Below are 24,247 nucleotides of genomic sequence, written 5' to 3'. Positions count from 1 at the left end.
AAAGCCTTGGAATATCTTATTTATACTAAAATCTGACACATGTGACTATTGTAATTTGTTAAAAAAAAGAGTGTTATTAGCAAACATTTTTCAAATTAGCTGATGGACATGTCTAATTTAAGTACAACTCATCAATTTGACGTGGTTATTGTGGGGAGTGGCGGTGCAGGCTTAAGTTTAGCCTTATCTTTGCCTGAACATTTTAATATTGCTGTTTTAGCGAAATCAACCTTAACCGATGCAAGCACATATTTTGCACAAGGTGGTGTTGCTGCTGTACTTGATGAAACAGATTCCATTCAACAGCATATTGATGACACTATGATTGCAGGCGCACAGTTATGTGAGATTGATGCCGTCAAACATACCGTTGAAGGTGGTCGACCTTCTGTCGATTTCTTACTCAACCATGGTGTGCAGTTTACATTAGATGAAGATGAACAATTACATCTGACCCGTGAAGGTGGACATTCACAACGTCGCATTATTCATTCAGCCGATGCCACAGGTAAAGCCATTTCGACCACACTGGTTCAACGTGCTCAAGAAAAGAAAAATATTCATATTTTTGAAAATTACATTGCGATTGATTTAATCACCACACATAAATTAGGACATAAACAACAGCCCAATCGTGCGGTGGGTCTTTATGCACTTGATGAAAACAACGAAAAAGTTCATACCTTTTTAGCGCCATTCACTGCCCTTGCTTGTGGTGGTGCCATGAAAGCTTATTTATATACATCAAATCCAGATATTGCCACAGGCGATGGTATTGCCATGGCATATCGCGCAGGCTGTCGTGTCGCAAATATGGAATTTAATCAATTCCATCCAACCTGTTTATATCATCCTCAAGCACGCTCATTTCTGATTACGGAAGCAATGCGTGGTGAAGGTGCGTATTTACGTTTACCTGACGGTGAACGCTTTATGCTGCGCTTTGATGAACGTGCCGAACTTGCTCCACGAGATATTGTTGCACGCGCCATTGATTATGAAATTAAACGCTTAGGCATCCGTCATGTCTGGTTAGACATCAGTCATAAACCGGCTGAATTTGTTAAAGAACATTTCCCGACCTTATATGCGCGCTTATTAGAACTCGGTATTGATATCACCAAGGATATGATCCCCGTTGTTCCAGCAGCGCACTATACTTGCGGCGGCGTGGTGGTTGATGAGCATAGCCAAACTGATTTAGCTGGTTTATATGCAATTGGTGAAACGTCGTATACAGGGTTACATGGGGCTAACCGTATGGCCAGCAATTCACTACTTGAATGCTTTGTATATGGTATGAGTGCTGCCAAGGATATAGAAGCAAAGTTTAATCCTCACTTTGATATACCGACCGTGCCTGAATGGGATGCTTCACAATCGACCAATCCTGATGAAGATGTTGTGATTCTGCAAAACTGGGATGAGCTCCGCCAAACCATGTGGAACTATGTCGGGATTGTAAGAACCACAAAACGTTTACAACGAGCATTGCATCGTATTGAAATGTTGAAGAAAGAAATTACTGAATATTATCAGGATTATCATGTCAGTAAGAACTTGATTGAACTACGTAATTTGGTCATGGTTTCAGAGATGATTGTTCGTTGTGCCATGCAGCGTAAAGAATCACGAGGTCTACACTACACGCTTGATTATCCTGAGCTTTCACCTGAGTTAAGAAAAACGGTATTAACACCGCCAAACTTTACAGTTGAAACCCCATTGGTAAATGAAGCAGTTTAAAATCCTTTGAAATCACAAAAAATAGTCAGATCATTCTGGCTATTTTTTATGGAGATATTATCAATTTTTACTTTTAGCTTTAGAGGTTTCAAAATTTTATATGCATCAGCATAATTCACTGAATATAAATCAAAGCTTTTTTTATTATTTGATCATGTTTCATCAATTACTAAAAATGGATTTTTTCATTCTGAGTAAAACAAAACACTTGAGCAAGAACAAAGCACTGCTTTGTTTGTAGCGCAAGGATGTGGTAGCACAAGGTGAGGTATCGTCTACGCAAATCAATTTAAACTCTTCAAGCTAAAATGTGACAGTGCAAATCTTTTAATGATTCATAAAGTTATAAATTCATTTTGATAAAATGCTAAAACTATTTCTATTTGAAAATAAAACCTTATTTTTGCTGCATATAATTTCGAGGAGAAAGCTGCATTATTTTCTTAAACATTACAATAAATGAGCTATCACTATCATAGCCTAATTTCATTGCAACCTGATGCACTGAATCTCCTTCTGTTAACCACTGTAATGCCAATACAACATGTAACTTTCTTCGCCATTGATTAATACTCATCCCTGTCGTTTGATGAAAAGTTCGTGTAAGGCTTCGTTCACTCATACAACATAATTTTGCCCATTCAGCCAAACTTTGATTCTGCTCAGGATGCTTTAATAAATGGCGGGTCAATTTAACTAAACGAAGATCTTGTGGAATGGGTAAATAAAATGTTGGCTTTACAACTGATTGAATTTCATCTAACAAGCATTGCTGCAAACGGAAGTCTTTTTCTGAAAGCACCTTATCAGACAAGGTTTCAACTCTTTCCAATAAGGCATTCAGCAAATTTGTCACTTGCAACATGGTGCAATTCGGTTCTAAAAGATGATCAAGTTGGGGGTCAATAAATGCAACATAGCCAGAAGAGACACCATAACTACTGACTTTATGTGGCACATTTGATGGAATCCATAAAGCCTGTTGCGCTGGAACAACCCAAATACCAGACGGTGTTTCCACAGTAATTAAGCCATTAACTGTCATCATCAATTGGCTTTTTACATGCTGATGTGACGCAAGCTCCCAATCAGGAACTTGCTGATGTATTTTTAATACAATAATTGCTTGGTCTATTTGATCTACAAAAAAAGGATCCACATTATCAAGCATGGTTTGCCTATATATTTATCACTTTAAAACAGCGTCGATGACTTTCTGCGCTTGTTGTTGATTGTCTACAATAAACATCGGGTAGCCTGTAAACTTAATAAAGTTATTGGCAAATTTTTGCGTCTCTAGTCGAATATTTTCATCAGGTTCAATATGAATCAATGCTTTCACATATTGGCTTAGAATTTCACGTTTTGCTTTAACCCATGCTGCAACTTGCTTGCGTTCTTCATGATCATTTTTTTGTTCAGGAAAAGCCCCTTCACTGATAAAAACGAAAGTTTCTTTACGACTCAATAATGATTCATAAATTGCAATTGTTTCATCAACTGAAACTGCATCTTCAGCTTGATAACTAATACGAACGATTGGAAAGTTTTCTAAATTTTGAATAAACATGATAACCACCATAAATGAGAATAATTATCATTGTATTGGTTTATACAGATCGTACATTACTAAATTCAGCCAATAAATACGGTATTCCAGCCAAATTTAACAGCGAGTTTAGTCTTTATTTTTTCCATAATAAGTACGATGCGCTATATGAAAAGTTTCAGCATGTAATTTTGCTAAATCATCTAAGTTCTGATAGCCCCCTGCAAGTACAAACATGATCGGAATATTGTCACGTTTGGCAAGGTTAAACACTATTTCCTCTCTTTTTTGAATCAACTCTGTCGTAAACCATGCCGAACCATAAGGATCTGCTTGATGGCAATCCATCCCCGCTTGATAAATAATAATATCGGCTTTCCACTCATTCGCTCGCTGAAAAGCTTCATGCAATGCCATAGTATATTGAGCAAAACTTCCATGCTTGGTATGAATGTGCCGGCTTTCCGCACGTTCATACGTGGGGTAGCCAAAAGCCAAACCGTAAATACTAAAATTATATAAATTATCTAATCTGCGGGTAAAATCAGCTGTCCCATCACCACCATGCTGATCGCAATCCAAAATAAAGATACGTTTATTTGCATAATGTTGTGCAATTAATGCCAAGCCATTAAAAGTGCAATAAGAGCCACCATATTCATAATTGGCGTGGTGAAACCCTTGCGCAATATTGGCGGCAATCCCATGTTGGAATGCCAGTTCAGTTGCCAACAATTGCCCAGCATTGATGGAGAGTACTGCATCTCTTAATTGTTCATTCCAAGGCTTAAAACCAGCAAAAGTTGCCAGTTTTGCGGGTTGTCCTGTTAAAAAAGCCTCGACATATTTAGGTGAATGTAAGGCTTTTAAAATTTCTGGATCAATTTGTTGTGGTTCATGAAATTTATAATCATTAAATTGCTGTAGTTGCTCTGCGACTGCAACAAGTTTTTCCATGCTATTGGTATGTGTTTGAGCAAAATAGCGTGGAGAAAAACAAACATTTAACATAAAGCTATCCGAGACTGAGTGCTCTCAATTGTGATTTTGCAACATCATTGAGTTGTTTTATAAGTGTTGTGTCAGGACTAAAAAGTCCATTATTCACTTGTTGTTCAAAATGTGTCGTAAATGCCCTTTGTCGATTCTCAGGTGAAATGGCTAAAGTGGTTAATCGCAAAAACCAAAAACCTTGAATCTCTTTATAAGGAATAATATAGCCTTTAAACTCTTGATTGGTGACTTTGTTGGCAATTTGTTCAATATCATAATCGACAGAAAATAAAGAACCAATCGGAATACGAATTCCATTCATCAATAAAGGTTGTAAATTTATACAGGAATGATTATCCCCCATGTTCATTTTTTCAATCAACAGAGGACGATTTTGATCATCTACAAAAATGTTGATTGAGCCTTGTCTTAACATGGAACGATGGGCAATCTTTAAGAAAAATGCTTCTGCCATTGGACATGAGCCCACTTTAGGCTTGCCGTCAAGCGTCGCAATTTCAACATAACCTGTTTCATCTGCTGTTTTGGGTAAAATCACATCTTCCAACATAGCGCAAATCACATGGCTTTCTTCTAATTGTGCTTGTTGCGATAAGCGTCTTAAGCTTGCTTGGATTGCAACTTCTTGTTCAACTAAGGCTTTAAACTCATCATCTTTGGCTTGAGTAAGAAAATTTTGAATCGATTTATTTTGATCTAAGTTATGCCAATCATCGATGTCTAATCCATAAGCATTTTTTTGCTCAAGAATTTTTTTTAATTTCTTAAAATCATAATCTTTAAATATTTTTAAATCAGTTGCTTCAACTTGATCACGCGGAAAATTAATGTACTCAGCCAATACGCGTGTTGCCTGCGTATAACCGCAACCACGGCGTTCAGTTTGATGTGAATAGTGTTCATTCAACATCTCCGTCAATTTATCTGATAAAGGAAAAACCTGTTCCTTAAACAAATCTACGACTTCATGACCTGATGACATATTCTTTATTCCATTTAATCTATATTAATTTTCAAAATAAACTATTTATTATGAATAAATTAGCATTATCCCTTGCAGAACTCAATATATCACTCAAGTTGTAATTGCATCTATATCAATCAATACAATTGATTATTTATTATTGTTTTTGATATTCATGATCCATGCCCATACATGATCTAAGTATCCATTAAAGATCTTTCATAAATCAAAAAATGACCATGTTGAGTGAATCAGATTGATATTGAAAGTCCCTTCTCCCTTTGGGAGAAGGCTAGGATGAGGGGGATTTTATGATGATCTATGACTTTAAAAAGGACTAGCGTAAGAAGTTTATTGTTAATGACGCTATAACCAAGAATATAGATTGATGATCAAAACAATTTAACCATCATTAAAAATAGTGATCATTGAAACACCATCAGGAAATGCAGCAGGGATTAAAAAAAATTCGCGCAATACACATTTTTAAAATCCCTAAATGCTTTATTTTTGTGGTGGAACAGAATAAGTTCCTGTCACATGTGCAACAGGATCATCCGAACCTAAAGAATAAATCCAGACCTCACCTACAATTAAAGCTTTACCCACTTTCATCAATTTACATACGCCACGAATATCAACACCACCCGTTGGCTTGCGTAAAAAATTAATATTCATATTGGTCGTAACCGTCAAACCAACTAAACCAATTTCACCCAAAATCGCAACATAGAGTGCAAAATCGGCCAAGGCCATCATGGTTGGACCTGAAACAGTTCCACCTGGTCGTATATCTTGATCACTGACATGCCAAACCAAAGAAGCCCCTTTTTCGGTTACTTCTTCAATTTCACAACGTTGTAAGCTAGGTGAAAAAAATTGCTGTAAGAATTCTACGATTTCAGCTTTCGAGCTTTTCATAATTAAAGTCTTTATATCCTTGACCTAAAACAATATAAAGACTTTTTCGGTCCAAAACATTAACGCTATCATTCAAATCAACAGAATAAATTGCTCAATTTCACTTATTTAGAGGATTGTTTTGTATTTATTTTAAGTAGTTCAACGCCTCAGCAAATACTTGCTCTGGTGCTTGAGTCGCATCTAAGCGTTTCATTCGTTGAGAATCACGCAAATGAATTTCAGAAAAACCACTGCGTACTGATTCAAAAAACACCACTTTTTCTTGTTCAAAGCGATCTAAGGCACCACGTGCACGTGCACGGTTCATTCCCAATTCAATTGGCGCATCCAACCAAAAAGTAATATCTGGCATTTTAGAGACAAAATTTTCATTGAGCAGTTGTAACTTCTCTCGACTTAACCCGCGACCAGCACATTGATAAGCAAAGCTTGAATCGACAAAACGGTCACACAGTACAATCTTGCCCTCTGCCAATGCAGGTAAAATCACAGCTGCCAAATGTTGTGCTCGTGCTGCATACATCAGCAATAACTCCGTGTCATTACTCATCCGTTCTTCATGATTAACAGACAGCAATAATGAACGGATTTGTTCAGCTAAAGGCGTACCACCAGGCTCACGTGTTAAAACAACCTGTTGACCTTGTTGTTGAAAGTAATCAAATAACTTTTGAATGAGCGTGGTTTTTCCTACACCTTCAGTACCTTCAAAACTTATAAACATGCTCATTCCTTAATTCTTAGACCGCATAACTTGAATATATTCTTGCACTGCACGATTATGATCATTCAGATTGGCTGTAAATTTGTGCCCACCATTACCTGTGGCAACAAAGTAAATGTTTTCAGAGTTATCTGGATGCATTGTTGCTTCAATGGCTTTTTTACTTGGTAAAGCAATCGGTGTTGGCGGTAAACCATTGATCGTATATGTATTATAAGCAGTCGGAGTACGTAAATCCTGCTTTGAAATCTTACCCGTATATTTATCACCCATCCCATAAATCACGGTAGGATCGGTTTGTAAACGCATGCCCAGTTTTAAACGACGATAGAACACACCTGAAACCTGACGTAACTCGCTGTCTACACTGGTTTCTTTTTCAATAATCGATGCCATGATTAAGGCTTCATATTTATTTTTATAAGGTAAATCTGGCGCACGTTTTTCCCAGGCTTCATCTAAAATTTTCATTTGACGTTGGTACAGGTCAGTCAAGATTTGCTTATCCGTTGCACCTTTATCAAAGAAATAAGTATCTGGTGCAAATAAACCTTCTGGGTGATCATAAGGAATATTTAAGGCTTTCAGCATTTCACCACTCGGAAGCTGAATCACCGATTTTTCAACCAATGGATCTTTTTTTAATGACTGAATTAATTGCTTCGTTGTCGTCCCTTCTATCACCAAAAGTCGACTCATCTGGGCATTTTCAATATTAGAAACCATTTCTAATACTTGGCGTACATTCATACCTTTAGTGACTTCATACACACCAGCTTTCATGGTGTCATGAATGAAAATTTTCCGATAAAGCTTAAGAATGATTGGAAAACTGACCTTATCTTCTTTGGCCAATTGATCAATAAAACCGGTATAGGTTTCACCATTTGAAATAGACAGCTTTTGTTTTAGACCCGTCACTGGATACGCTTTAAAAATACTCATTTTTAAAATGATTGCAGTAATAATCAAAAAAACAACCAGAACGATCGCAATGCCTTTATAGATGTTATTGCTCACTTGGGCTTGAGTTTTCTTTTTAGATTTTGGCTTAGGTTTGGTTTTAGGCATGAGAATTAAACTGACTTAAATTTAAAGTATTAAATAACTCAACACAGGATTGAGTGTCTAGATGTTGATGATTCAACGTTTCGACCACTTTCATTGGACTGAGGGCATTGCAAAAGAACAGGCTTTGAAAATGTCGAATTTCATCCATATCGATAAAACGCTGTTCACAGGTGACACCATAATAATGCATCCGTGACAAAATTTCGGCACGCATCACACCATGTACGCCATTATAACGAAGTTCAGGCGTAATCCATCTATTGTTTATCCGAATAAAACAATTACTGCTCACACCTTCAACAACTGAACCTTGTACATCTGTGACTAATGCTTCTAACCAGCCTTTTGCTTGAGCTTCTTTTTTTAGTAACACTTGTTCTAAACGGTTTAAGGTTTTTAAACCCACTAAATTCGGCATCAATAAACCAATTGCTTGATCTAATACACCACTGTGAATTAATTCAGGCTGGAAGCATGCAGTTGTTTTTGGATAATAAACCACATAAAGATCGGCCTCATGCTCAGGCATCGCATAACCACGATCACCATCACCCCGACTAATGATAACCTTCAATGTGCCATTTAATATTCCATTTTTTTGTCTTAAACATTCCAGAGTCTGATCCAATAACTCAAAATTCACATCTAAAAATAAACGTTCAGCCGCCAACTTCAATCGAGCACGATGTAAAAGTTCCAACTCCATAACATCTTGATGTAATCGTACTGTGCTAAAACAACCATCTCCATAATGAAATGCTCGATCTAAAAGTGAAATAGAATCAACAAATTGAGCATTTTTAAAACAGATCATTAAGCAATTTCCTATGGCTTTGCACGAATACTATAAGCAATATAAGCATTTTCTTTTTCTCTTTTATTCATATAAAATTCGTTTTTTATTATTTTTTATGGATAAAGACTAGCGTTATGCTCACTCCATCTTACCGAACTTCAGAATTAAATGGGGCAAAAAAATGCAGTTCTCTAAACTTAAATTCGCTGTGGCAGCAGTACTGATCTCAACCACATCTTTCAGCGTTGCTGCAAAAGATTTTTTAAATGTATCTTATGATCCAACACGAGAATTGTACGATAATTTTAACAAACAATTTGCAACGTTTTGGAAATCTAAAACTGGTCAAGACATCCAGTTTAAACAATCACATGGTGGCTCTGGTAAACAAGCGCGTGCGGTTATTGATGGTTTGCAAGCAGATGTTGTGACTTTAGCATTGGCCGCAGATATCGATGCGATTGCACAAAATACAAATTTATTGCCAAAAGACTGGCAGAAGAAATTCCCACAAAACTCTACACCGTACACATCAACAATCGTTTTCCTCGTCCGTAAAGGTAACCCGAAAGGCATCAAAGACTGGGGCGATTTGGTAAAACCAGGTGTAGAAATTGTAACACCAAACCCTAAAACTTCAGGTGGAGCACGCTGGAACTATTTAGCAGCATGGGCTTGGGCAAAACATAAATATGGTTCAGACGCAAAAGCACAAGAGTTTGTACGTCAAATTTATAAACAAACTAAAGTACTCGATTCTGGTGCACGTGGTTCGACGACGACATTTGCAGAACGCGGCATTGGTGATGTGTTATTGGCTTGGGAAAATGAAGCGTATTTATCTACACGTGAACAACCAGGTAAATTTGAAATCATTACCCCATCACTATCGATCTTGGCAGAACCACCTGTCGCAATTGTTGAAAAGAATGCTGAAAAAGACGGTAACTTAAACTTAGCAAAAGCATATTTAAACTATCTGTATTCACCTGCTGGTCAAGACATTGCAGCGAAAAACTTCTACCGTCCGCGTAATGCAGCAATTTTGCAAAAGTATTCGACAACATTCAAACCGTTAAAATTGGTTACAATTGATAAAGAGTTTGGCGGTTGGACTAAAGTTCAAAAGCAACATTTTGAAAATAATGGTGTTTTTGATCAAATCGTAAAAGCCAATGCAAGCAGCAAATAACTGTTTAAAATAAACTTAAGCGAAAGGAAACAGGAGCATAGACATGATTCATACAATTATTGTTCCAGGCGTTGGTGGTAGTGATTACGATCACTGGCAATCTAAATTACAACGTGAACTCATGTCTTGCTCGCGCGTACAACAACAGGATTGGAACTTACCTATTCTTAAAGACTGGATTGCCCAATTTGTTGCGACTGTCGTCAATGCTACGCAACCTGTTCAAATTGTTGCACATAGTTTCGGATGTTTAACCACGGTTGCTGCTTTGGCTCAGCATCCTGAAATTGTAGCTAAAGTAAGAAAAATTATTTTAGTTGCACCAGCTAATCCAGCACGTTTTGGTGAGGCTGGTTTTGCTCGAAACAGTATCGGTGACTATGAAGCTTATTTTCATGAGTTGAAAATTACGGTCCCTGCTGAAATGATTATTTCTGAAAATGATCCTTGGTTAAATTTTGAAGATGCACAGAAGCTTGCGAAAGCGTGGAAAATTAGGCCTCGAAATTTAGGTCAGGTTGGGCATATCAATGTTGCATCAGGCTTTGGACACTTTCCTGAAATTTATGATTATTTAATTTTTGATAAGCAAAACTTCTTTATCAGTAATACTGATGACAACAAGTTGTTATTTAAATTTGCAATTTAATCATTGCCTTTTAAGCTTGCAAAATCGTTTTAAATTTGCTTATTGATTTCAATAAGCTTTCTCTCTTTTGAGGAGTCATCATGTCGCAGCGATCCCGAGTGCTGCCAGGTTTTGGTCTTTCACTAGGCTTCACCCTAGCGTATCTATCATTAATCGTACTGATACCACTGTCTGCCGTATTCATAAAATCATTAGGCGTAGGTTGGGATGGTTTATGGGAAATCTTGAGCTCTGAACGTATTTTAAAATCATTACAGCTCAGTTTTACCACCGCCCTGATTGCAGCCTTGATCAATGTCATTTTCGGCTTTTTATTGGCTTGGTGCTTAGTCCGTTATTCATTTCCTGGTAAACGTATAGTAGATGCATTGGTGGACTTACCCTTTGCATTACCTACAGCGGTCGCAGGTATTGCGTTAACCTCTTTATATGCATCAACAGGTTGGATTGGTCACTTGCTCGAGCCTTTAGGGATTAAAATTGCCTATACCTCACTAGGTATTACGCTTGCTTTAATTTTTATTGGTATTCCTTTTGTGGTTCGTACAGTACAGCCAGTTTTAAGTGATCTTGAAACTGAGCTAGAAGAAGCCGCTTCTGCATTGGGTGCAAATCGTTTTCAGATCGTGACAAGAATCATTTTACCGATTTTGTTTCCGGCCTTACTGACTGGCTTTGCATTGGCATTTGCTCGCGGTGTGGGTGAATATGGTTCGGTCATCTTTATTGCAGGCAATATTCCTTACGAAACTGAAATTGCTCCATTAATGATCATTACCCGTCTTGAAGAATATGATTATGCAGGTGCGACGACAATTGCAGTGGTGATGCTGGTGATTTCTTTCTTTATCTTGTTCCTGATTAACTTGGTACAAGCTTGGGCAAGTCGCCGTACAGGGAGAACCGCACGATGAGCTTAAATACCAACAGCAATGCTTTGGCTGAAAAACTGCAATCTCGTGATGCGACACGTGAACCTGCCTGGGTACGTAATATCCTACTGATTATTGGTCTGATTTTCTTTTTAGGCTGCTTAATTCTACCGTTGGTGCTTATTTTTGTTGAAGCATTTAAACAAGGGATTCAAGTCTACTTTGCTTCACTGGTTGATCCTTATACCCTGTCTGCGGTCAAACTCACATTATTGACTGCAGCCATTGCAGTACCTTTGAATGTGATTTTTGGTGTTACAGCAGCATGGTGTGTTGCCAAGTTTAATTTCCGTGGAAAATCATTCTTAACCACCATTATTGATACACCATTTTCAGTCTCACCCGTCATTGCTGGTTTAATGCTGGTTTTGATCTTTGGCTCACAAGGTTGGATTGGATCATGGTTAATTGAACATGATATTAAAATCCTCTATGCGACACCGGCCATTATCCTCGCAACTGTATTTATTACTGTTCCTTTTGTTGCACGTGAATTAATTCCATTGATGGAAGCACAAGGAACAGAAGAAGAAGAAGCTGCAATTGTGCTCGGTGCTTCGGGTTGGCAAACCTTTTGGAAAATTACCATTCCAAATATTAAATGGGGTCTCATTTATGGCGTGATTTTGTGTAATGCACGTGCCATGGGTGAATTCGGTGCAGTATCTGTGGTTTCAGGCCATATTCGTGGTGAAACCAATACCTTGCCGTTGCATATTGAAATTTTATATAACGAACCAAATTCGATTAGTGCTGCTTTTGCCGTCTCAACATTGTTAGCATTTTTGGCCATCATTACCTTGATTTTAAAAACATGGGTTGAATATCGCCAAGAAAAACAAGATCGCGAAAGTAAAGAATCAACTGTTTCTTAAGGAATTGCACATGAGTATTCAAGTTAAAAATATTGAAAAAAACTTCGGTGCATTCCATGCACTTAAAAACATATCGCTAGATTTTCCAGAAGGTCAACTGGTTGCCCTGCTTGGTCCTTCTGGCTGTGGTAAAACCACATTACTGCGTATTATTGCTGGTTTGGAATCAACGGATAGAGGACAAGTTATCCTTGAAGGTACAGATGCAACCAATATTCACGTACGTGAACGTCAAGTTGGTTTTGTATTTCAGCATTACGCACTGTTCCGTCATATGACTGTTTATGACAATGTTGCATTTGGTTTACGTGTTCGTCCAAAGGCGACTCGACCAAATGAAACTGAAATCAAAAAACGTGTTACCCGTTTATTGGATTTGGTACAACTTGGTTTCTTGGCAGATCGTTATCCAGCGCAATTGTCTGGTGGTCAACGTCAACGTATTGCATTGGCACGTGCCTTGGCTGTTGAACCACGTGTATTGCTCTTAGATGAACCTTTTGGTGCATTGGATGCCAAAGTACGTAAAGAATTACGCCGTTGGTTACGGACTTTACATGATGAATTACATATCACGTCAATCTTTGTAACCCATGACCAAGAAGAAGCCTTAGAAGTTGCTGATCAAATCGTGGTGATGAACAAAGGTGATATTGAACAAATTGGTTCACCGCGTGAAGTTTATGAAAAGCCTGCAACCCCGTTTGTATTTGACTTTTTAGGTCAAGCAAACCGTTTTGAAGGTGAAAACCATCAAGGCATCATTCAAATTGGTGAAGATCGCATCCAACTGCCTTCTGCTACGCAAACCGCAAATGGTAAAGTGATTGCCTTTGCCCGCCCAAATGAATTGAAAATTCACACGCAACCGACTGAAAATACAATTCAAGCAACCTTCTTACGTGAGTTGTGGATTGCGGGTAAAGTCATGGCAGAGTTACAAGATCGTCAAGGACAACTGATTGAAATTGCTTTAAATCCTGATGAAGCAAAATTACATCAATATCGACCAAATCAAACAGTTTGGGTAAGTGCATCTACACTTCACCTATTTGAAAATCAAGTCGCGTAATCGACGACAGGATGAATATTACCCCTATTCATCCACATTTGAGGTATCGAACATCATGAACTTTCAACAATTACGAATTATCCGAGAAACAGTTCGTCAAAATTACAACTTAACCGAAGCCTCTGCTGCACTTTATACTTCACAATCTGGTGTCAGTAAGCATATTAAAGATTTAGAAGATGAATTGGGTGTACAGCTGTTTGTTCGTAAAGGCAAACGGTTATTAGGTTTGACAGAACCTGGTCAAGCATTGTTGAGTATTGTTGAACGCATGCTTATTGATGCTGACAATATTAAACGTCTTGCTGATGATTTTAATAAAGTTGATGAAGGTACGCTTACAATCGCAACAACACATACACAAGCACGTTATGTGTTACCACCGATTGTCAATTTATTTAAAAAAGCATTTCCCAAAGTTCATTTGATTTTGCAACAAGCCAGCCCTGTTGAAATCTCTGAAATGTTATTGCTTGGTTTGGCTGATATCGGTATTGCAACTGAATCACTAACCACTGAAGATAATTTGGGCAGTGTATCTTTCTATAACTGGAAACACAGTATTATTACGCCACAAGATCACCCTCTGACTAAGCTTAATCCTAAAGAGATTACCTTAGAAAAATTGGCTGAATTTCCAATTATCACCTACCATGGTGGTTTTACAGGACGTTCTAAAATTGATAAAGCATTTGAAGATGCCAATTTAGATGTAGATATCGTCATGTCAGCACTGGATGCCGATGTGATCAAAACCTATGTTGAACTGGGAATGGGTGTCGGTATTGTCAATGATGTCGCTTATGACACAGAACGCGATAAACGTCTAAAACAAATCGATACTGATATTTTTGGTTTAAATACGACATGGATTGCGGTTCGTAAAGGGCATTTACTTCGTGGCTATGGCTATGAGTTTATTTCACTCTGCTCACCGGAAGCCGATATTAAAGCATTGAAAAAAATTGCGTATCCTGATGATTAAACTTTGAGATAAATGACTAAGAAAAAAATTAAGTCATCGAGGAATAAATCGTCAATAAATAAACCATCGAATAGTCATGACGATCAAAGATAGAGAGCTACGGCTCTCTTTTTTTATCATTTAAAAATAAAACACAAACTCTTAAGAATAATTAATCTATTTGATTTTATTTAATATTTTATTTTAAGCATGCCTTTTTAGTATAAAATTTAGTCTTAACTTTATCACTGATCAATTTATTTCGGAGGGAATGAATGAATTCTATTGCTTGGGGCTTAACCCTTGGAAGTTTTGTTCCTCTTTTTAGCCATGCCGCAGGTATGGAGAAATCTGACCAGTCTATCCTTGCTTTTTTAGAACCGAATCATTATGTAGAATTGTCTTATGCAGAGCTCTATGCAGATGTTTCAGGGCAACTCCCTCAACATGAGCAATTCATACAACTCGGCGTTGAAGATTTTTCAACAGGCAACCTTGTCAACAATTACCACTTTGTCAATGCTGCTGCAAAACTACAAATTGCCCCACAACTTTCATTTGGGCTGATTTATGATCAGCCTTATGGTGTGGATCTTAGTTATGAATATCGCCCGCAAAGCTATGCTGGAAAGCAGCTTTTAGAAGCTGGTCAATTTAATTTTAAAAGCCAAAATCTTTCGATGTTATTGGGTTATCAGCCTAGTGCGAATTGGAATATATACGCTGGTGGCATGTATCAACAGTTTGAAGGCGAACTCAAAGTTTTTGGAGCAAACTATTCAGCGATGAGTGGCTATCATGCACAGCTAAAACAAAGTTCAGGTCATGGTTGGCTTGCAGGTTTAAGCTATCAAATTCCAGAGTATGCAGTAAAAACTGCGATTACCTATCGTTCCAAGATCAATCATCAGTCGGTAATCACTGAAGATGTTGCAGAGCAAACTTTAAGTATTATTCCTTTCGCTAAAACACAAATCACCACACCTCAATCCGTCAATCTGGATCTTCAAACAGGTTTAACTCCATCGAATATTCTTTATGGCAATTTGAGGTGGGTCAATTGGAAAAATTTTGAAATTCAACCAAGACAATTTGGTGCAGTGGTTAAGATTGCTGCTGAACAATACCCTGAACTGATCAAACCTTTTAATCTGATTGATTACAACAAGGATCAATGGTCTGCAAAGCTTGGGCTTGCACATGTATTTTCACAACAATGGATTGCCACTACAGATATTTCATGGGACTCAGGCAATGCTAATCCCGCTGGAACACTCAATCCTTCAGATGGTTTTTATGCTTTAGGTTTAGGTGCTTTATATAACATCAATCCGCAGAGCTTTATTTCTTATGGGGTTAAATATTTTAAATTCAATAAAGCAAAAGTTAGCAACTTAGATGCCAATACTTCAATTGTCCAAAACTCAACGTTATCTGAAGTGGGCCATAATGATGCTTTTGCACATGGAATTCGAGTTGGCTATCGCTTTTGATACATCTAAAAATTCAATTCAGCTATCAAAAATACCAAGCTCAAAATAAAAAACGAGCCGGAGCTCGTTTTTTATTACATGATCAACAATAAATTACCAGTGATAGCTTACGCCCACTTTACCAACTGGTAACCATTTATATTTGTCATCATTTGAAATTTTATTTTCTTCACCACGGATAGCATCACTTAACCACTCGCCCTTACCATTCTGTTGATCAGAGCCACTTACTTGTTGTAGTGAAACAGTAGGATTACCTGTATAGTATGCACCTACTTCACCAAATACACCGAAGTTCTTGTTAATTTTTGGAGCAAAACCAAAACCTACATATGGTGCAAATTGGTTATCGTATTTTTGCTTACCTTTTATCTGAACATTTGATTCAGCATTAAAATCAGTATTATTCACAGAGAAATTACGACCCTGAGAAATACGACGCTCTAATCCATATTCATTATCTACATAGCCTACACCAGTAGCAACATATAGACCTTGTGCCCAAACATTTTGGCTTGCACCCCAAGGACGAATCTCAGCATTTAAATACGCTAATTTGTTGTCCATGTCTAAGTCATACTTAGATCCATTGATTTTTAAATCATCAGACCAAGAAATATCACCACCGTTATAACCCAATGCTAAACCAACATAAGGGTTAGCAGTCCAAAGTAAAGCACCACCGTAACCAGTTGTACCGACTTCAAGACGAGCGCCTGTAGGGATTAATTGGTTTGCTTCAAATGCATAACCTTGGTCAACAACAGACCCATCAGCCATTGCTAAACCAGAAGCAGATAATGCAGCTGTAACAGCCAATAATTTTAACACTTTCATTTATGTCTCCTCAAAAAATAGAGTTTGTTCTTTAATCATTAATGTGTTGGACTCGAAACGATAATATGTGATTCTCTCCGCACAATTAATAGAGAAATTGATTACTTTTTGTTATTTTTTGATACAATTAGATATTAATTGTTGTTTTTAAAAGAAATAAATTAAATAAAAACTTAACAATTCACTTATTTGGTTGTTTTATTTTAAATTATAAGATTAGTTTTTTCGATTGAAACTAGATTTTATATCTAATCTGAGTCCAATTTGGTGTAGAATCTTTTAAAATTTTTTGGGAAGGAAGATCATGTCTCAGCTTTCAACGATCATTGAACAAGCGTTTGAAAACCGTGCCAACTTTACAGCAGTAGATTGTCCTGCTGAAGTACGTCAAGCTGTTGAAGAAGCCATTGCTGGCTTAGATAACGGCACACTTCGTGTAGCTGAAAAAATTGACGGTGAATGGATTGTTCACCAATGGTTGAAAAAAGCTGTTTTATTGTCTTTTAAATTAAACGATAACAAGCCAATTGAATCATGTGATCTTCGTTTCTATGACAAAGTAGAGACTAAATTTACTGGTTGGACTGAAGAACAATTTAAAGCTGCTGGTGTGCGTGTTGTACCACCTGCTGTTGCGCGTAAAGGTTCTTTCCAAGCGAAAAATGTCGTATTGATGCCTTCTTATGTAAACATTGGTGCTTATGTAGATGAAGGCACAATGGTTGATACATGGGCGACTGTAGGTTCATGCGCTCAAATCGGTAAAAATGTTCACCTTTCAGGTGGTGTAGGTATTGGTGGTGTTCTTGAACCACTTCAAGCAAACCCAACAATCATTGAAGATAACTGCTTTATTGGTGCACGTTCTGAAATCGTTGAAGGCGTGATTGTTGAAGAAGGCTCAGTTATTTCAATGGGCGTATTCATTGGTCAATCGACTAAGATTTTTGACCGTGAAACAGGTGAAATCCATTATGGTCGTGTACCAGCTGGATCTGTCGTTGTTTCAGGCAGCCTACCATCTAAATGTGGTACATATAGCTTATATGCTGCAATTATTGTCAAGAAAGTTGATGCTAAAACGCGTGCTAAAACAAGCTTGAACGAATTGCTTCGCGAAGACTAATTTATATTCCCTCGTGGAATTTTAGTTATCTAGCGTAGCAATCGCTTCTCATCTCTACGGTCAATCGTGATCGTAGAGATTTTTCATTTTGTAATCTGTGGTAAATTTCATGAATTCTCTTCGTTCTTCGACTATTCCTGTTTCTGATCCGTCTGCGGGGCTGCGTATCACGGAGATTTTTTATTCATTGCAAGGTGAAGCCAACACTGCGGGTTTACCGACTGTTTTTATTCGTTTAACAGGTTGCCCATTACGCTGTACCTATTGCGATACCACCTATTCTTTTGAAGGTGGCGAACGCCAATCGCTTGACCAAATAATTCAAACAACATTAGATTATAAAACTCCTTATATCTGTGTCACAGGTGGCGAACCGCTCGCTCAGCCCAATGCCTTACCCTTAATGCAACGTTTGGCAGATTTAGGTTGTGAAGTTTCTTTAGAAACCAGCGGCGCTTTAGATGTCTCTAAAGTCGACCCACGTGTTTCAAAAGTTTTAGATTTAAAAACCCCAACTTCGGGTGAGGTTGCACGGAATTTACTCAGCAATCTTGATCATTTAACTCAACATGATCAAATCAAATTTGTGATTTGTAATCGTGAAGACTATGAGTGGTCTAAACAGCAAGTTGAACAATACGCTTTAGCGCAAAAAGTCAGCACAGTATGGTTTTCTCCTGCTTTTGCAGTGGAAAAAGGTGCGGCACGCTTGCCTCAGCTTGCACGCGATTTAGCACAATGGATTTTAGAAGACCATCTCCCTGTTCGCTTCCAGTTGCAATTACATAAATTGCTTTGGAACGATGAAACTGGTCGTTAAATTTATCGTCAATTATTAATATTTGGAGAGTTGGATATGCGCCCTCGTGCCGTAGTCTTATTATCTGGTGGCTTAGACTCAACGACGTGTTTGGCTTGGGCTCAAGCAAACTATGACTGTATTGCCCTAAGTTTTATGTATGGTCAACGCTCTACCACTGAACTCGATGCAGCCCGCGCTTTAACGCAACGTGCAGGTGTAGAACATCGTGTGATTAATATCGATTTAGGTAATTTAGGTGGTTCAGCGCTTACAGACCTTAACATTGATGTTCCTGATCATGAAACAGATGGTATTCCTGTAACTTATGTTCCAGCACGTAACACCATTTTCTTGTCTTATGCACTTGCAGCAGCAGAAGTTTTTGATGCTCAAGCAATCGTGATTGGTATCAATGCTGTTGATTATTCAGGATATCCTGATTGTCGCCCAGAGTTTATCGAGGCCTTTGCTAACATGGCTCGTCTTGCAACGAAAGTAGGCGTAGAAGGAAAACCGCTTAAGTTTGAAACACCTCTGTTACATTTATCCAAAGCGAATATAATACGCTTAGGCATCGAACATGGCGTAGACTATAGTCAAACGGTTTCATGCTATCAAGCAGATGACCAAGGACGTGCTTGTGGCAAATGTGATAGCTGCCGACTTCGTAAAGAAGGTTTTAAGGATGCAGGTATTGCAGACCCAACACGTTATATACCGCAATAACAAGGTACTGTTTATGAAAAATTTAAAATCAAGTCTTATTCTTTCTGCTTTATTTTCAGCTTCGGCTTTAATGGGATCTACGGCTTTTGCTGCTGAATCAAATGCAGTCCAACAAGCCTATAAAAGCGCAAATGTTAAATCTGCACTTATTGGCGTGTGTAAAACAGAAACAGCTAAAGGTGGTAAATTAACGTCTGCTGAAGTAAGCAAATACTGTAGCTGTGCTGTTGAATCTGATGGTAAGTTAACCAACGATCAAAAATGGCAAATTCAAAGTGCCATTAACCAAAAGAAAAGCCCAGCAACACTTGCTTTCGTTCAAAAAAATAACCAAGACCTTCAAACATGTTTTGGTCCTCAGTTAACAGGTAAATTAAAAACCTTAACTGAAGAAGCAATGAAAGCTGCACAAGCGAAGAAATAATTTCTTCTCATTGCAAAGAGCCTGCCCATGCAGGCTCTTTTTACAATTGGATGATACAAAACCATATGCAGGACCAATGGAATACTGTGATACAGCAACAAAAATTTGTTGCTTCATATAGTGGCGGGAAAGATAGTAGCCTGGCTTTATATCACGCTTTGCAAAGTGGGCAAGCCGTAGCTCTCATTGTCATGTTAGAAGAACACGGACAAAGATCTCGTTCTCATGCCATGCCACTTGATATCATTGATGCCCAAGCCGAGCTGATTGGTTTACCTATACTTAAAGCATCAGCCACGTGGAATGACTATGAACATCAATTTGTAAATCTTCTCAATCAAGCCAAACAGTTGGGTGCAGAAGCGCTTGTTACCGGTGATATTGATCTGATTGGACATGCGCAATGGAACCAATCTGTCTGTGAGCAAAGCCAATTACAGTTATGCATGCCATTATGGCAAAAACCACGGCTCGACATTGTAGGTGAATTTATTCAACTGGGTTTTGTCAGCATCATTGTGACGATTAATTTAAACCTCGGTATGCGGGTTGAAGATTTGGGTAGAGTTTTAACAGCTGATTTTGTGGATGAATTAATCGAACGTGGGATTGATCCATGTGGTGAAGCTGGTGAATTTCATACCACACTGATAGATGGTCCAATTTTTAAAAAGCCGCTTTTACTGAATAAAGGTGATATTCTCTATCATGAAAATTATGCCTTTTTAGCACTTGAACTTAAACACAACAGCATTTAAGGATAAATAATGACTGAACAAATACAACTTCCAAATCAGAAATTCCCAACGACTACGGGTGAAATCACCCTCACCGAGCTCTCTACAGATTGGTTAGTTTTATATTTTTATCCAAAAGATTCTACACCTGGCTGTACCACTCAAGCGGTTGGTTTCTCTTGTATAAAAGATCAATTTGATGCTTTAAATACCACCATCATTGGTGTATCTCGTGACTCTGTAAAAGCACATCAAAACTTTACGGAGAAGCAAGCATTGACCATTAATCTGATCAGTGACAAAGAAGAAGTATTATGTAAACACTTTGATGTGATTAAAGAAAAAAATATGTATGGTAAACAAGTGATGGGGATTGAGCGCTCAACATTTATTTATCATCAAGGCAAACTGGTTAAAGAGTATCGTAAAGTTAAAGCGGCTGGACATGCTGAACAAGTTTTAGAAGACTTAAAAGCACTACAAAAAGCTTAACTGCAAAAGTCCCTACTCGCTCTAAAGTTAACATGACTTTAAACGAGTCAGGGACTTTAAATGTTCTTATTGAGAACATCCTCAAGCCCGATATAGATTGTTCCCTCTTTCCTCATAAAAAGATCATTACTCTGACTTGATCCAACAATGCCAATCAAAGCAGCAAAGAGATTGCAATTCCCCACATAACCAATGCAATGATAAAATCTAATATTTGCCATGCGCGTTGATTTTGAAAAACCGGGAGTAAAAAGCGCGCACCAAAACCTAAGCTAAAGAAGAATAACCACGATGCTGTTACTGCACCAATCGCAAAATAAAGTGCGGTAGTTTCAAACTTTGTCGATATAGAACCAATTAAAACCACTGTATCCAAATAAACATGTGGATTAAGCCAAGTTAAAGCTAAACAAATCAGAAGCATTTTCATAAGCTTGGATTCATTTTTTTCACTCGGTTTTAAACCTGTCGATGTTCTAAAAGCTTGTAGAAAATGTTGCGCCCCATAGACCAATAAAAACGTTGCTCCAAAATATTTTGCCCAATCGACAAACTCTGGATGCGTTTGAATGACTTTAGAAAATCCCAGTACACCCAATAAAATTAAAATCGAGTCAGATGCGGCACAGACCACACAAACCCAAAATACATGTTGCTTTTTTAAACCTTGTTTGAGTACAAAAGCATTTTGAGCGCCAATTGCAATAATCAAGCTAAACCCAACAGCCAACCCCTGCATATAACTTTGCAACATTTTAAAACTACACTTTTAAAGTTTTGAATGGACTGTGCTATTATCCAAACTTATCTCTTTAAATGAGTATTTCTAAATAAATATCATCTTAGCTAAGTTTTTCTTAGCTATTCGTAATGAGGGTATTTTTAAAATAACTCATATTTTTATATAAAAAATGCCTAATTTTTAGAGGATCCGCATGTTACAAAGTAAGCATAGTGAAGCATTTCTAGCGGTTGCCGAAACTGGTAGCTTTGAACAAGCTGCTATTCGTTTGAATATCACAGCATCAGCGGTAACACTACGTTTGCAAACTTTGGAAAAACAACTTGGGCAAGTGCTGATTATTCGAGAAAGACCATGTAAAGTCACTCTAGCAGGTCAGGAAGTGTTACTTTTCCTGCAACATCATCGTTTGATGGAACAAAATTTAATTCAAAATCTTCAAGGGCAAAGCTCGCAATCACAATTTTTTAAATTAAATATCGCGGCTAATGCCGATTCATTGGTGACGTGGCTATTACCCACAATTCAACACACCTTACTCACAGAAAAAATTGTTATAGACTTAAAAATTGATGATCAAACCCAAACCCATCACCTTCTTGAAGCGGGATTGGTCAATGCCTGTATCTCGACCGAATCGAAACCAATGAAAGGCTGTGAGGCGATTCATTTAGGTAAAATGACTTATAGGATGGTTGCTACACCGAATTTTATCCACACTTACTTTCAGCATGGCATTCAACGTGAAACGTTACGGCATATCCCTGCTGTTATTTTTAATGATAAAGACCATGTACATGCCGAAGTTTTACAACACGTTTTTGGCTTGATGCCAAACAGTTATCCATGCCACTTTATTCCTTCTGCAACATCTTTTGTGGATGCAATTTTGCTCGATTTAGGTTATGGCATGGTGCCTAAAATGCAAATTCAAAAAGAATTAGCAACAGGACAATTACTTGAAATCATGCCCAAAGCAAGAACTGATTTACATCTATATTGGCATCATTGGAAACAACAATCTAAACAACTGGAAAAACTCACATTGGATTTAATTAGTAATACTCAATCTATTTTGGATTAAGCTTTATAGCAGCTACGACTCGACCCAAATTAAAGTATCTTATTTTAATAATTTATAATGAAAAACTTTAGAAATAATCCACCAGCGATTTTCATTAAAAACCAATGTTAAAACATCATAAAAATACTTTGGTTCAATGACACATTCCAAGCTTACAACTGCGGTAGTTTCACTCAGTATTTGAATGGAACAAATTTTATCTTTTCTTACTTGCTTTAAAGATGAAGGAGAAATGCGCTTTTCAACAATAGCAAAATATTCAGACATCGTTAAAATAACCAGTGGCTCTTCAACTGCAGAAACATAACATGCTTTAGCGTGAAAAATTTGCTGCAATTTAGCAATATCACAGTTGTATAAACCGTCAAAATACAATTGAATAAGTTGCTGTATATCCTCTAATGTTTTAGCCATAATATACTCTCCATTGTCTTTATGATTTTTGGCGTATATCTGTTACAGTTTGCCCTGCCACCCCCCAATTGTCGGTATGCACTTCATCAATCACTACAAATGTTTTTGCAGGATCCTTATTCAACACATTCACCAACAACTCAGTTGCACCTTGAATCAATTGCTTCTTTTGCGCTTGAGTCACCCCTTCATCTGTCACTTGAATTAGAATATATGGCATGGATGTTTCTCCTAAAGAAGACCTTCAGCTTTCATTGCTTTTTGTACAGATGGATGTTGTTGCATTTGCTCCATAAAAGCTTGTAAAGATTTCAAATGACTTAAGTCCAAATTGATAAATGTTGCCCAACGAGTCACAACAAATAAGTAAATCTCTGCAATGGTAAATCCTTGCCCCAACAGATTTTCTGAATCATGAATTTGCTCATCTACCCATGTGTATTGTTTTAATAATTTCTCTTTGAAAATATTTTTACTCGTATCATCAAACCCTTTTTGAAAAAATGGTGCATACGATTTATGTAATTCCGAACTAATGTAGTTCATCCACTCCAATACTTTATAGCGCTTTAAATCGCCAAATGTAGGTAATAAATCACTACGTTTAGCAGTCTCAGCCAAATACTGGCTAATGATCGCACCCTCACTCAAATGCAAGTCATCATCACTGATTAAAAATGGCACTTGGCCTTTCGGGTTAATTTTCAAAAAATCCTGACCTTGTTCCGTCTGATGATTTTTAAAAGAAACATTTACTAAATTAAAATCTTGGTTAATTTCTTGTAATACGATATGAGGGTCAAGTGAACATGCACCCGCTGTGTAAAAAAGTTGCATCTACTTATTCCTTAAGTGGCTTTAACTTCATGCTATTCTTAACATCGTGAACAATAAATAC

The 24,247-nt window shown here is 37.5% G+C and carries 28 protein-coding genes; 15 read left to right on the top strand and 13 right to left on the bottom strand.

Going from position 1 to position 24,247, the window contains the following annotated elements:
- Positions 1-102: 102 nt before the first annotated feature.
- On the top strand, positions 103-1,746 hold the full coding sequence (gene nadB, locus FHR28_RS05115) for an L-aspartate oxidase (protein ID WP_016539132.1): 1,644 nt from the start codon (positions 103-105) through the stop codon (positions 1,744-1,746).
- 397 nt (positions 1,747-2,143) lie between these two features.
- Here nadB and FHR28_RS05110 read toward each other — a convergent pair whose 3' ends face one another.
- The 8 genes from FHR28_RS05110 to pabC form a co-directional block, all read right to left on the bottom strand.
- On the bottom strand, positions 2,144-2,917 hold the full coding sequence (locus tag FHR28_RS05110; RefSeq protein WP_166782067.1) for an AraC family transcriptional regulator: 774 nt from the start codon (positions 2,915-2,917) through the stop codon (positions 2,144-2,146).
- 18 nt (positions 2,918-2,935) lie between these two features.
- Complete coding sequence (locus FHR28_RS05105) at positions 2,936-3,316, bottom strand: hypothetical protein (protein WP_004717160.1); 381 nt, start codon at positions 3,314-3,316, stop codon at positions 2,936-2,938.
- Positions 3,317-3,424: 108 nt separating this feature from the next.
- A complete protein-coding gene (locus tag FHR28_RS05100; protein WP_004717161.1) occupies positions 3,425-4,306 on the bottom strand; it encodes a hypothetical protein in 882 nt (293 codons plus the stop codon).
- A gap of 4 nt (positions 4,307-4,310) precedes the next feature.
- Positions 4,311-5,291: a hypothetical protein gene (locus FHR28_RS05095; RefSeq protein ID WP_166782066.1), complete on the bottom strand. Its 981-nt coding sequence runs from the start codon at positions 5,289-5,291 to the stop codon at positions 4,311-4,313.
- A gap of 486 nt (positions 5,292-5,777) precedes the next feature.
- Positions 5,778-6,194, bottom strand: coding sequence for a PaaI family thioesterase (locus FHR28_RS05090; protein WP_166782065.1), 417 nt, complete (start codon positions 6,192-6,194; stop codon positions 5,778-5,780).
- A 127-nt stretch (positions 6,195-6,321) separates the two neighbouring features.
- Complete coding sequence (tmk, locus tag FHR28_RS05085) at positions 6,322-6,921, bottom strand: dTMP kinase (RefSeq protein WP_166782064.1); 600 nt, start codon at positions 6,919-6,921, stop codon at positions 6,322-6,324.
- A gap of 9 nt (positions 6,922-6,930) precedes the next feature.
- Positions 6,931-7,992, bottom strand: coding sequence for an endolytic transglycosylase MltG (mltG, locus tag FHR28_RS05080; protein WP_151957148.1), 1,062 nt, complete (start codon positions 7,990-7,992; stop codon positions 6,931-6,933).
- Entirely contained in the window at positions 7,985-8,806 is an 822-nt protein-coding gene (pabC, locus tag FHR28_RS05075) for an aminodeoxychorismate lyase (RefSeq protein ID WP_166782063.1), read from the bottom strand. Before pabC ends, mltG begins: the two co-directional genes overlap by 8 nt.
- A gap of 163 nt (positions 8,807-8,969) precedes the next feature.
- Between pabC and FHR28_RS05070 the strand changes: the two genes are divergently transcribed.
- The 7 genes from FHR28_RS05070 to FHR28_RS05040 all read left to right on the top strand — a co-directional run bounded on the left by FHR28_RS05070 (position 8,970) and on the right by FHR28_RS05040 (position 15,965).
- A complete protein-coding gene (locus FHR28_RS05070; protein ID WP_004717173.1) occupies positions 8,970-9,980 on the top strand; it encodes a sulfate ABC transporter substrate-binding protein in 1,011 nt (336 codons plus the stop codon).
- Positions 9,981-10,023: 43 nt separating this feature from the next.
- Positions 10,024-10,629 (top strand): RBBP9/YdeN family alpha/beta hydrolase, encoded by a 606-nt coding sequence (locus FHR28_RS05065; protein WP_166782062.1) that lies wholly within the window; start codon positions 10,024-10,026, stop codon positions 10,627-10,629.
- An 80-nt stretch (positions 10,630-10,709) separates the two neighbouring features.
- Positions 10,710-11,543, top strand: coding sequence for a sulfate ABC transporter permease subunit CysT (gene cysT, locus FHR28_RS05060; protein ID WP_004717179.1), 834 nt, complete (start codon positions 10,710-10,712; stop codon positions 11,541-11,543).
- A complete protein-coding gene (gene cysW, locus FHR28_RS05055) occupies positions 11,540-12,436 on the top strand; it encodes a sulfate ABC transporter permease subunit CysW (protein ID WP_151957150.1) in 897 nt (298 codons plus the stop codon). Before cysT ends, cysW begins: the two co-directional genes overlap by 4 nt.
- A gap of 10 nt (positions 12,437-12,446) precedes the next feature.
- Positions 12,447-13,508 (top strand): sulfate/molybdate ABC transporter ATP-binding protein, encoded by a 1,062-nt coding sequence (locus tag FHR28_RS05050; RefSeq protein ID WP_004717183.1) that lies wholly within the window; start codon positions 12,447-12,449, stop codon positions 13,506-13,508.
- A 55-nt stretch (positions 13,509-13,563) separates the two neighbouring features.
- Positions 13,564-14,493 carry a CysB family HTH-type transcriptional regulator gene (locus tag FHR28_RS05045; RefSeq protein ID WP_004717184.1) on the top strand — a complete coding sequence of 310 codons (930 nt, stop codon included), beginning with the start codon at positions 13,564-13,566 and terminating at the stop codon, positions 14,491-14,493.
- 254 nt (positions 14,494-14,747) lie between these two features.
- Complete coding sequence (locus FHR28_RS05040; RefSeq protein WP_166782061.1) at positions 14,748-15,965, top strand: OmpP1/FadL family transporter; 1,218 nt, start codon at positions 14,748-14,750, stop codon at positions 15,963-15,965.
- A 93-nt stretch (positions 15,966-16,058) separates the two neighbouring features.
- Here the strand turns inward: FHR28_RS05040 and carO are convergent, their stop codons facing one another.
- Positions 16,059-16,802, bottom strand: coding sequence for an ornithine uptake porin CarO (gene carO / locus FHR28_RS05035; RefSeq protein ID WP_166782060.1), 744 nt, complete (start codon positions 16,800-16,802; stop codon positions 16,059-16,061).
- A gap of 304 nt (positions 16,803-17,106) precedes the next feature.
- Between carO and dapD the strand changes: the two genes are divergently transcribed.
- The 6 genes from dapD to FHR28_RS05005 all read left to right on the top strand — a co-directional run bounded on the left by dapD (position 17,107) and on the right by FHR28_RS05005 (position 21,109).
- Positions 17,107-17,928, top strand: coding sequence for a 2,3,4,5-tetrahydropyridine-2,6-dicarboxylate N-succinyltransferase (dapD, locus tag FHR28_RS05030; protein ID WP_034612558.1), 822 nt, complete (start codon positions 17,107-17,109; stop codon positions 17,926-17,928).
- Between the two features lie 109 nt (positions 17,929-18,037).
- Positions 18,038-18,748 carry a 7-carboxy-7-deazaguanine synthase QueE gene (queE, locus tag FHR28_RS05025; RefSeq protein WP_004717192.1) on the top strand — a complete coding sequence of 237 codons (711 nt, stop codon included), beginning with the start codon at positions 18,038-18,040 and terminating at the stop codon, positions 18,746-18,748.
- A gap of 36 nt (positions 18,749-18,784) precedes the next feature.
- Positions 18,785-19,456: a 7-cyano-7-deazaguanine synthase QueC gene (gene queC / locus FHR28_RS05020; protein WP_004717194.1), complete on the top strand. Its 672-nt coding sequence runs from the start codon at positions 18,785-18,787 to the stop codon at positions 19,454-19,456.
- A 13-nt stretch (positions 19,457-19,469) separates the two neighbouring features.
- On the top strand, positions 19,470-19,880 hold the full coding sequence (locus FHR28_RS05015; protein WP_004717195.1) for a hypothetical protein: 411 nt from the start codon (positions 19,470-19,472) through the stop codon (positions 19,878-19,880).
- A gap of 65 nt (positions 19,881-19,945) precedes the next feature.
- A complete protein-coding gene (locus FHR28_RS05010; RefSeq protein WP_004717197.1) occupies positions 19,946-20,638 on the top strand; it encodes a diphthine--ammonia ligase in 693 nt (230 codons plus the stop codon).
- A 9-nt stretch (positions 20,639-20,647) separates the two neighbouring features.
- Positions 20,648-21,109 (top strand): peroxiredoxin, encoded by a 462-nt coding sequence (locus tag FHR28_RS05005; protein ID WP_166782059.1) that lies wholly within the window; start codon positions 20,648-20,650, stop codon positions 21,107-21,109.
- Positions 21,110-21,263: 154 nt separating this feature from the next.
- On the opposite strand, the gene FHR28_RS05000 is transcribed toward FHR28_RS05005, so the two are convergent.
- Entirely contained in the window at positions 21,264-21,863 is a 600-nt protein-coding gene (locus FHR28_RS05000) for a LysE/ArgO family amino acid transporter (protein ID WP_151957152.1), read from the bottom strand.
- Between the two features lie 181 nt (positions 21,864-22,044).
- Here FHR28_RS05000 and FHR28_RS04995 point away from each other — a divergent pair, with 181 nt between their 5' ends.
- The gene (locus FHR28_RS04995; protein WP_105713606.1) at positions 22,045-22,935 is read left to right on the top strand and encodes a LysR family transcriptional regulator ArgP; all 891 of its coding nucleotides are present in this window, start codon (positions 22,045-22,047) and stop codon (positions 22,933-22,935) included.
- 39 nt (positions 22,936-22,974) lie between these two features.
- On the opposite strand, the gene FHR28_RS04990 is transcribed toward FHR28_RS04995, so the two are convergent.
- From FHR28_RS04990 to gstA, 3 genes are read right to left on the bottom strand one after another with little or no spacing between them, the layout of a single operon-like run.
- Positions 22,975-23,349 (bottom strand): nuclear transport factor 2 family protein, encoded by a 375-nt coding sequence (locus FHR28_RS04990; RefSeq protein ID WP_166782058.1) that lies wholly within the window; start codon positions 23,347-23,349, stop codon positions 22,975-22,977.
- A 19-nt stretch (positions 23,350-23,368) separates the two neighbouring features.
- The gene (locus FHR28_RS04985) at positions 23,369-23,569 is read right to left on the bottom strand and encodes a 2-hydroxymuconate tautomerase family protein (RefSeq protein WP_004717208.1); all 201 of its coding nucleotides are present in this window, start codon (positions 23,567-23,569) and stop codon (positions 23,369-23,371) included.
- Positions 23,570-23,580: 11 nt separating this feature from the next.
- The gene (gene gstA / locus FHR28_RS04980) at positions 23,581-24,186 is read right to left on the bottom strand and encodes a glutathione transferase GstA (RefSeq protein ID WP_166782057.1); all 606 of its coding nucleotides are present in this window, start codon (positions 24,184-24,186) and stop codon (positions 23,581-23,583) included.
- Positions 24,187-24,247 lie beyond the last annotated feature (61 nt).

Origin of the sequence: Acinetobacter sp. BIGb0196, from assembly GCF_011759595.1 — a bacterium.
Lineage (GTDB): Bacteria > Pseudomonadota > Gammaproteobacteria > Pseudomonadales > Moraxellaceae > Acinetobacter > Acinetobacter guillouiae.
The sequence above is the reverse complement of the archived record's forward strand: the minus strand, read 5'-3'. Positions and strand labels throughout refer to the sequence as shown.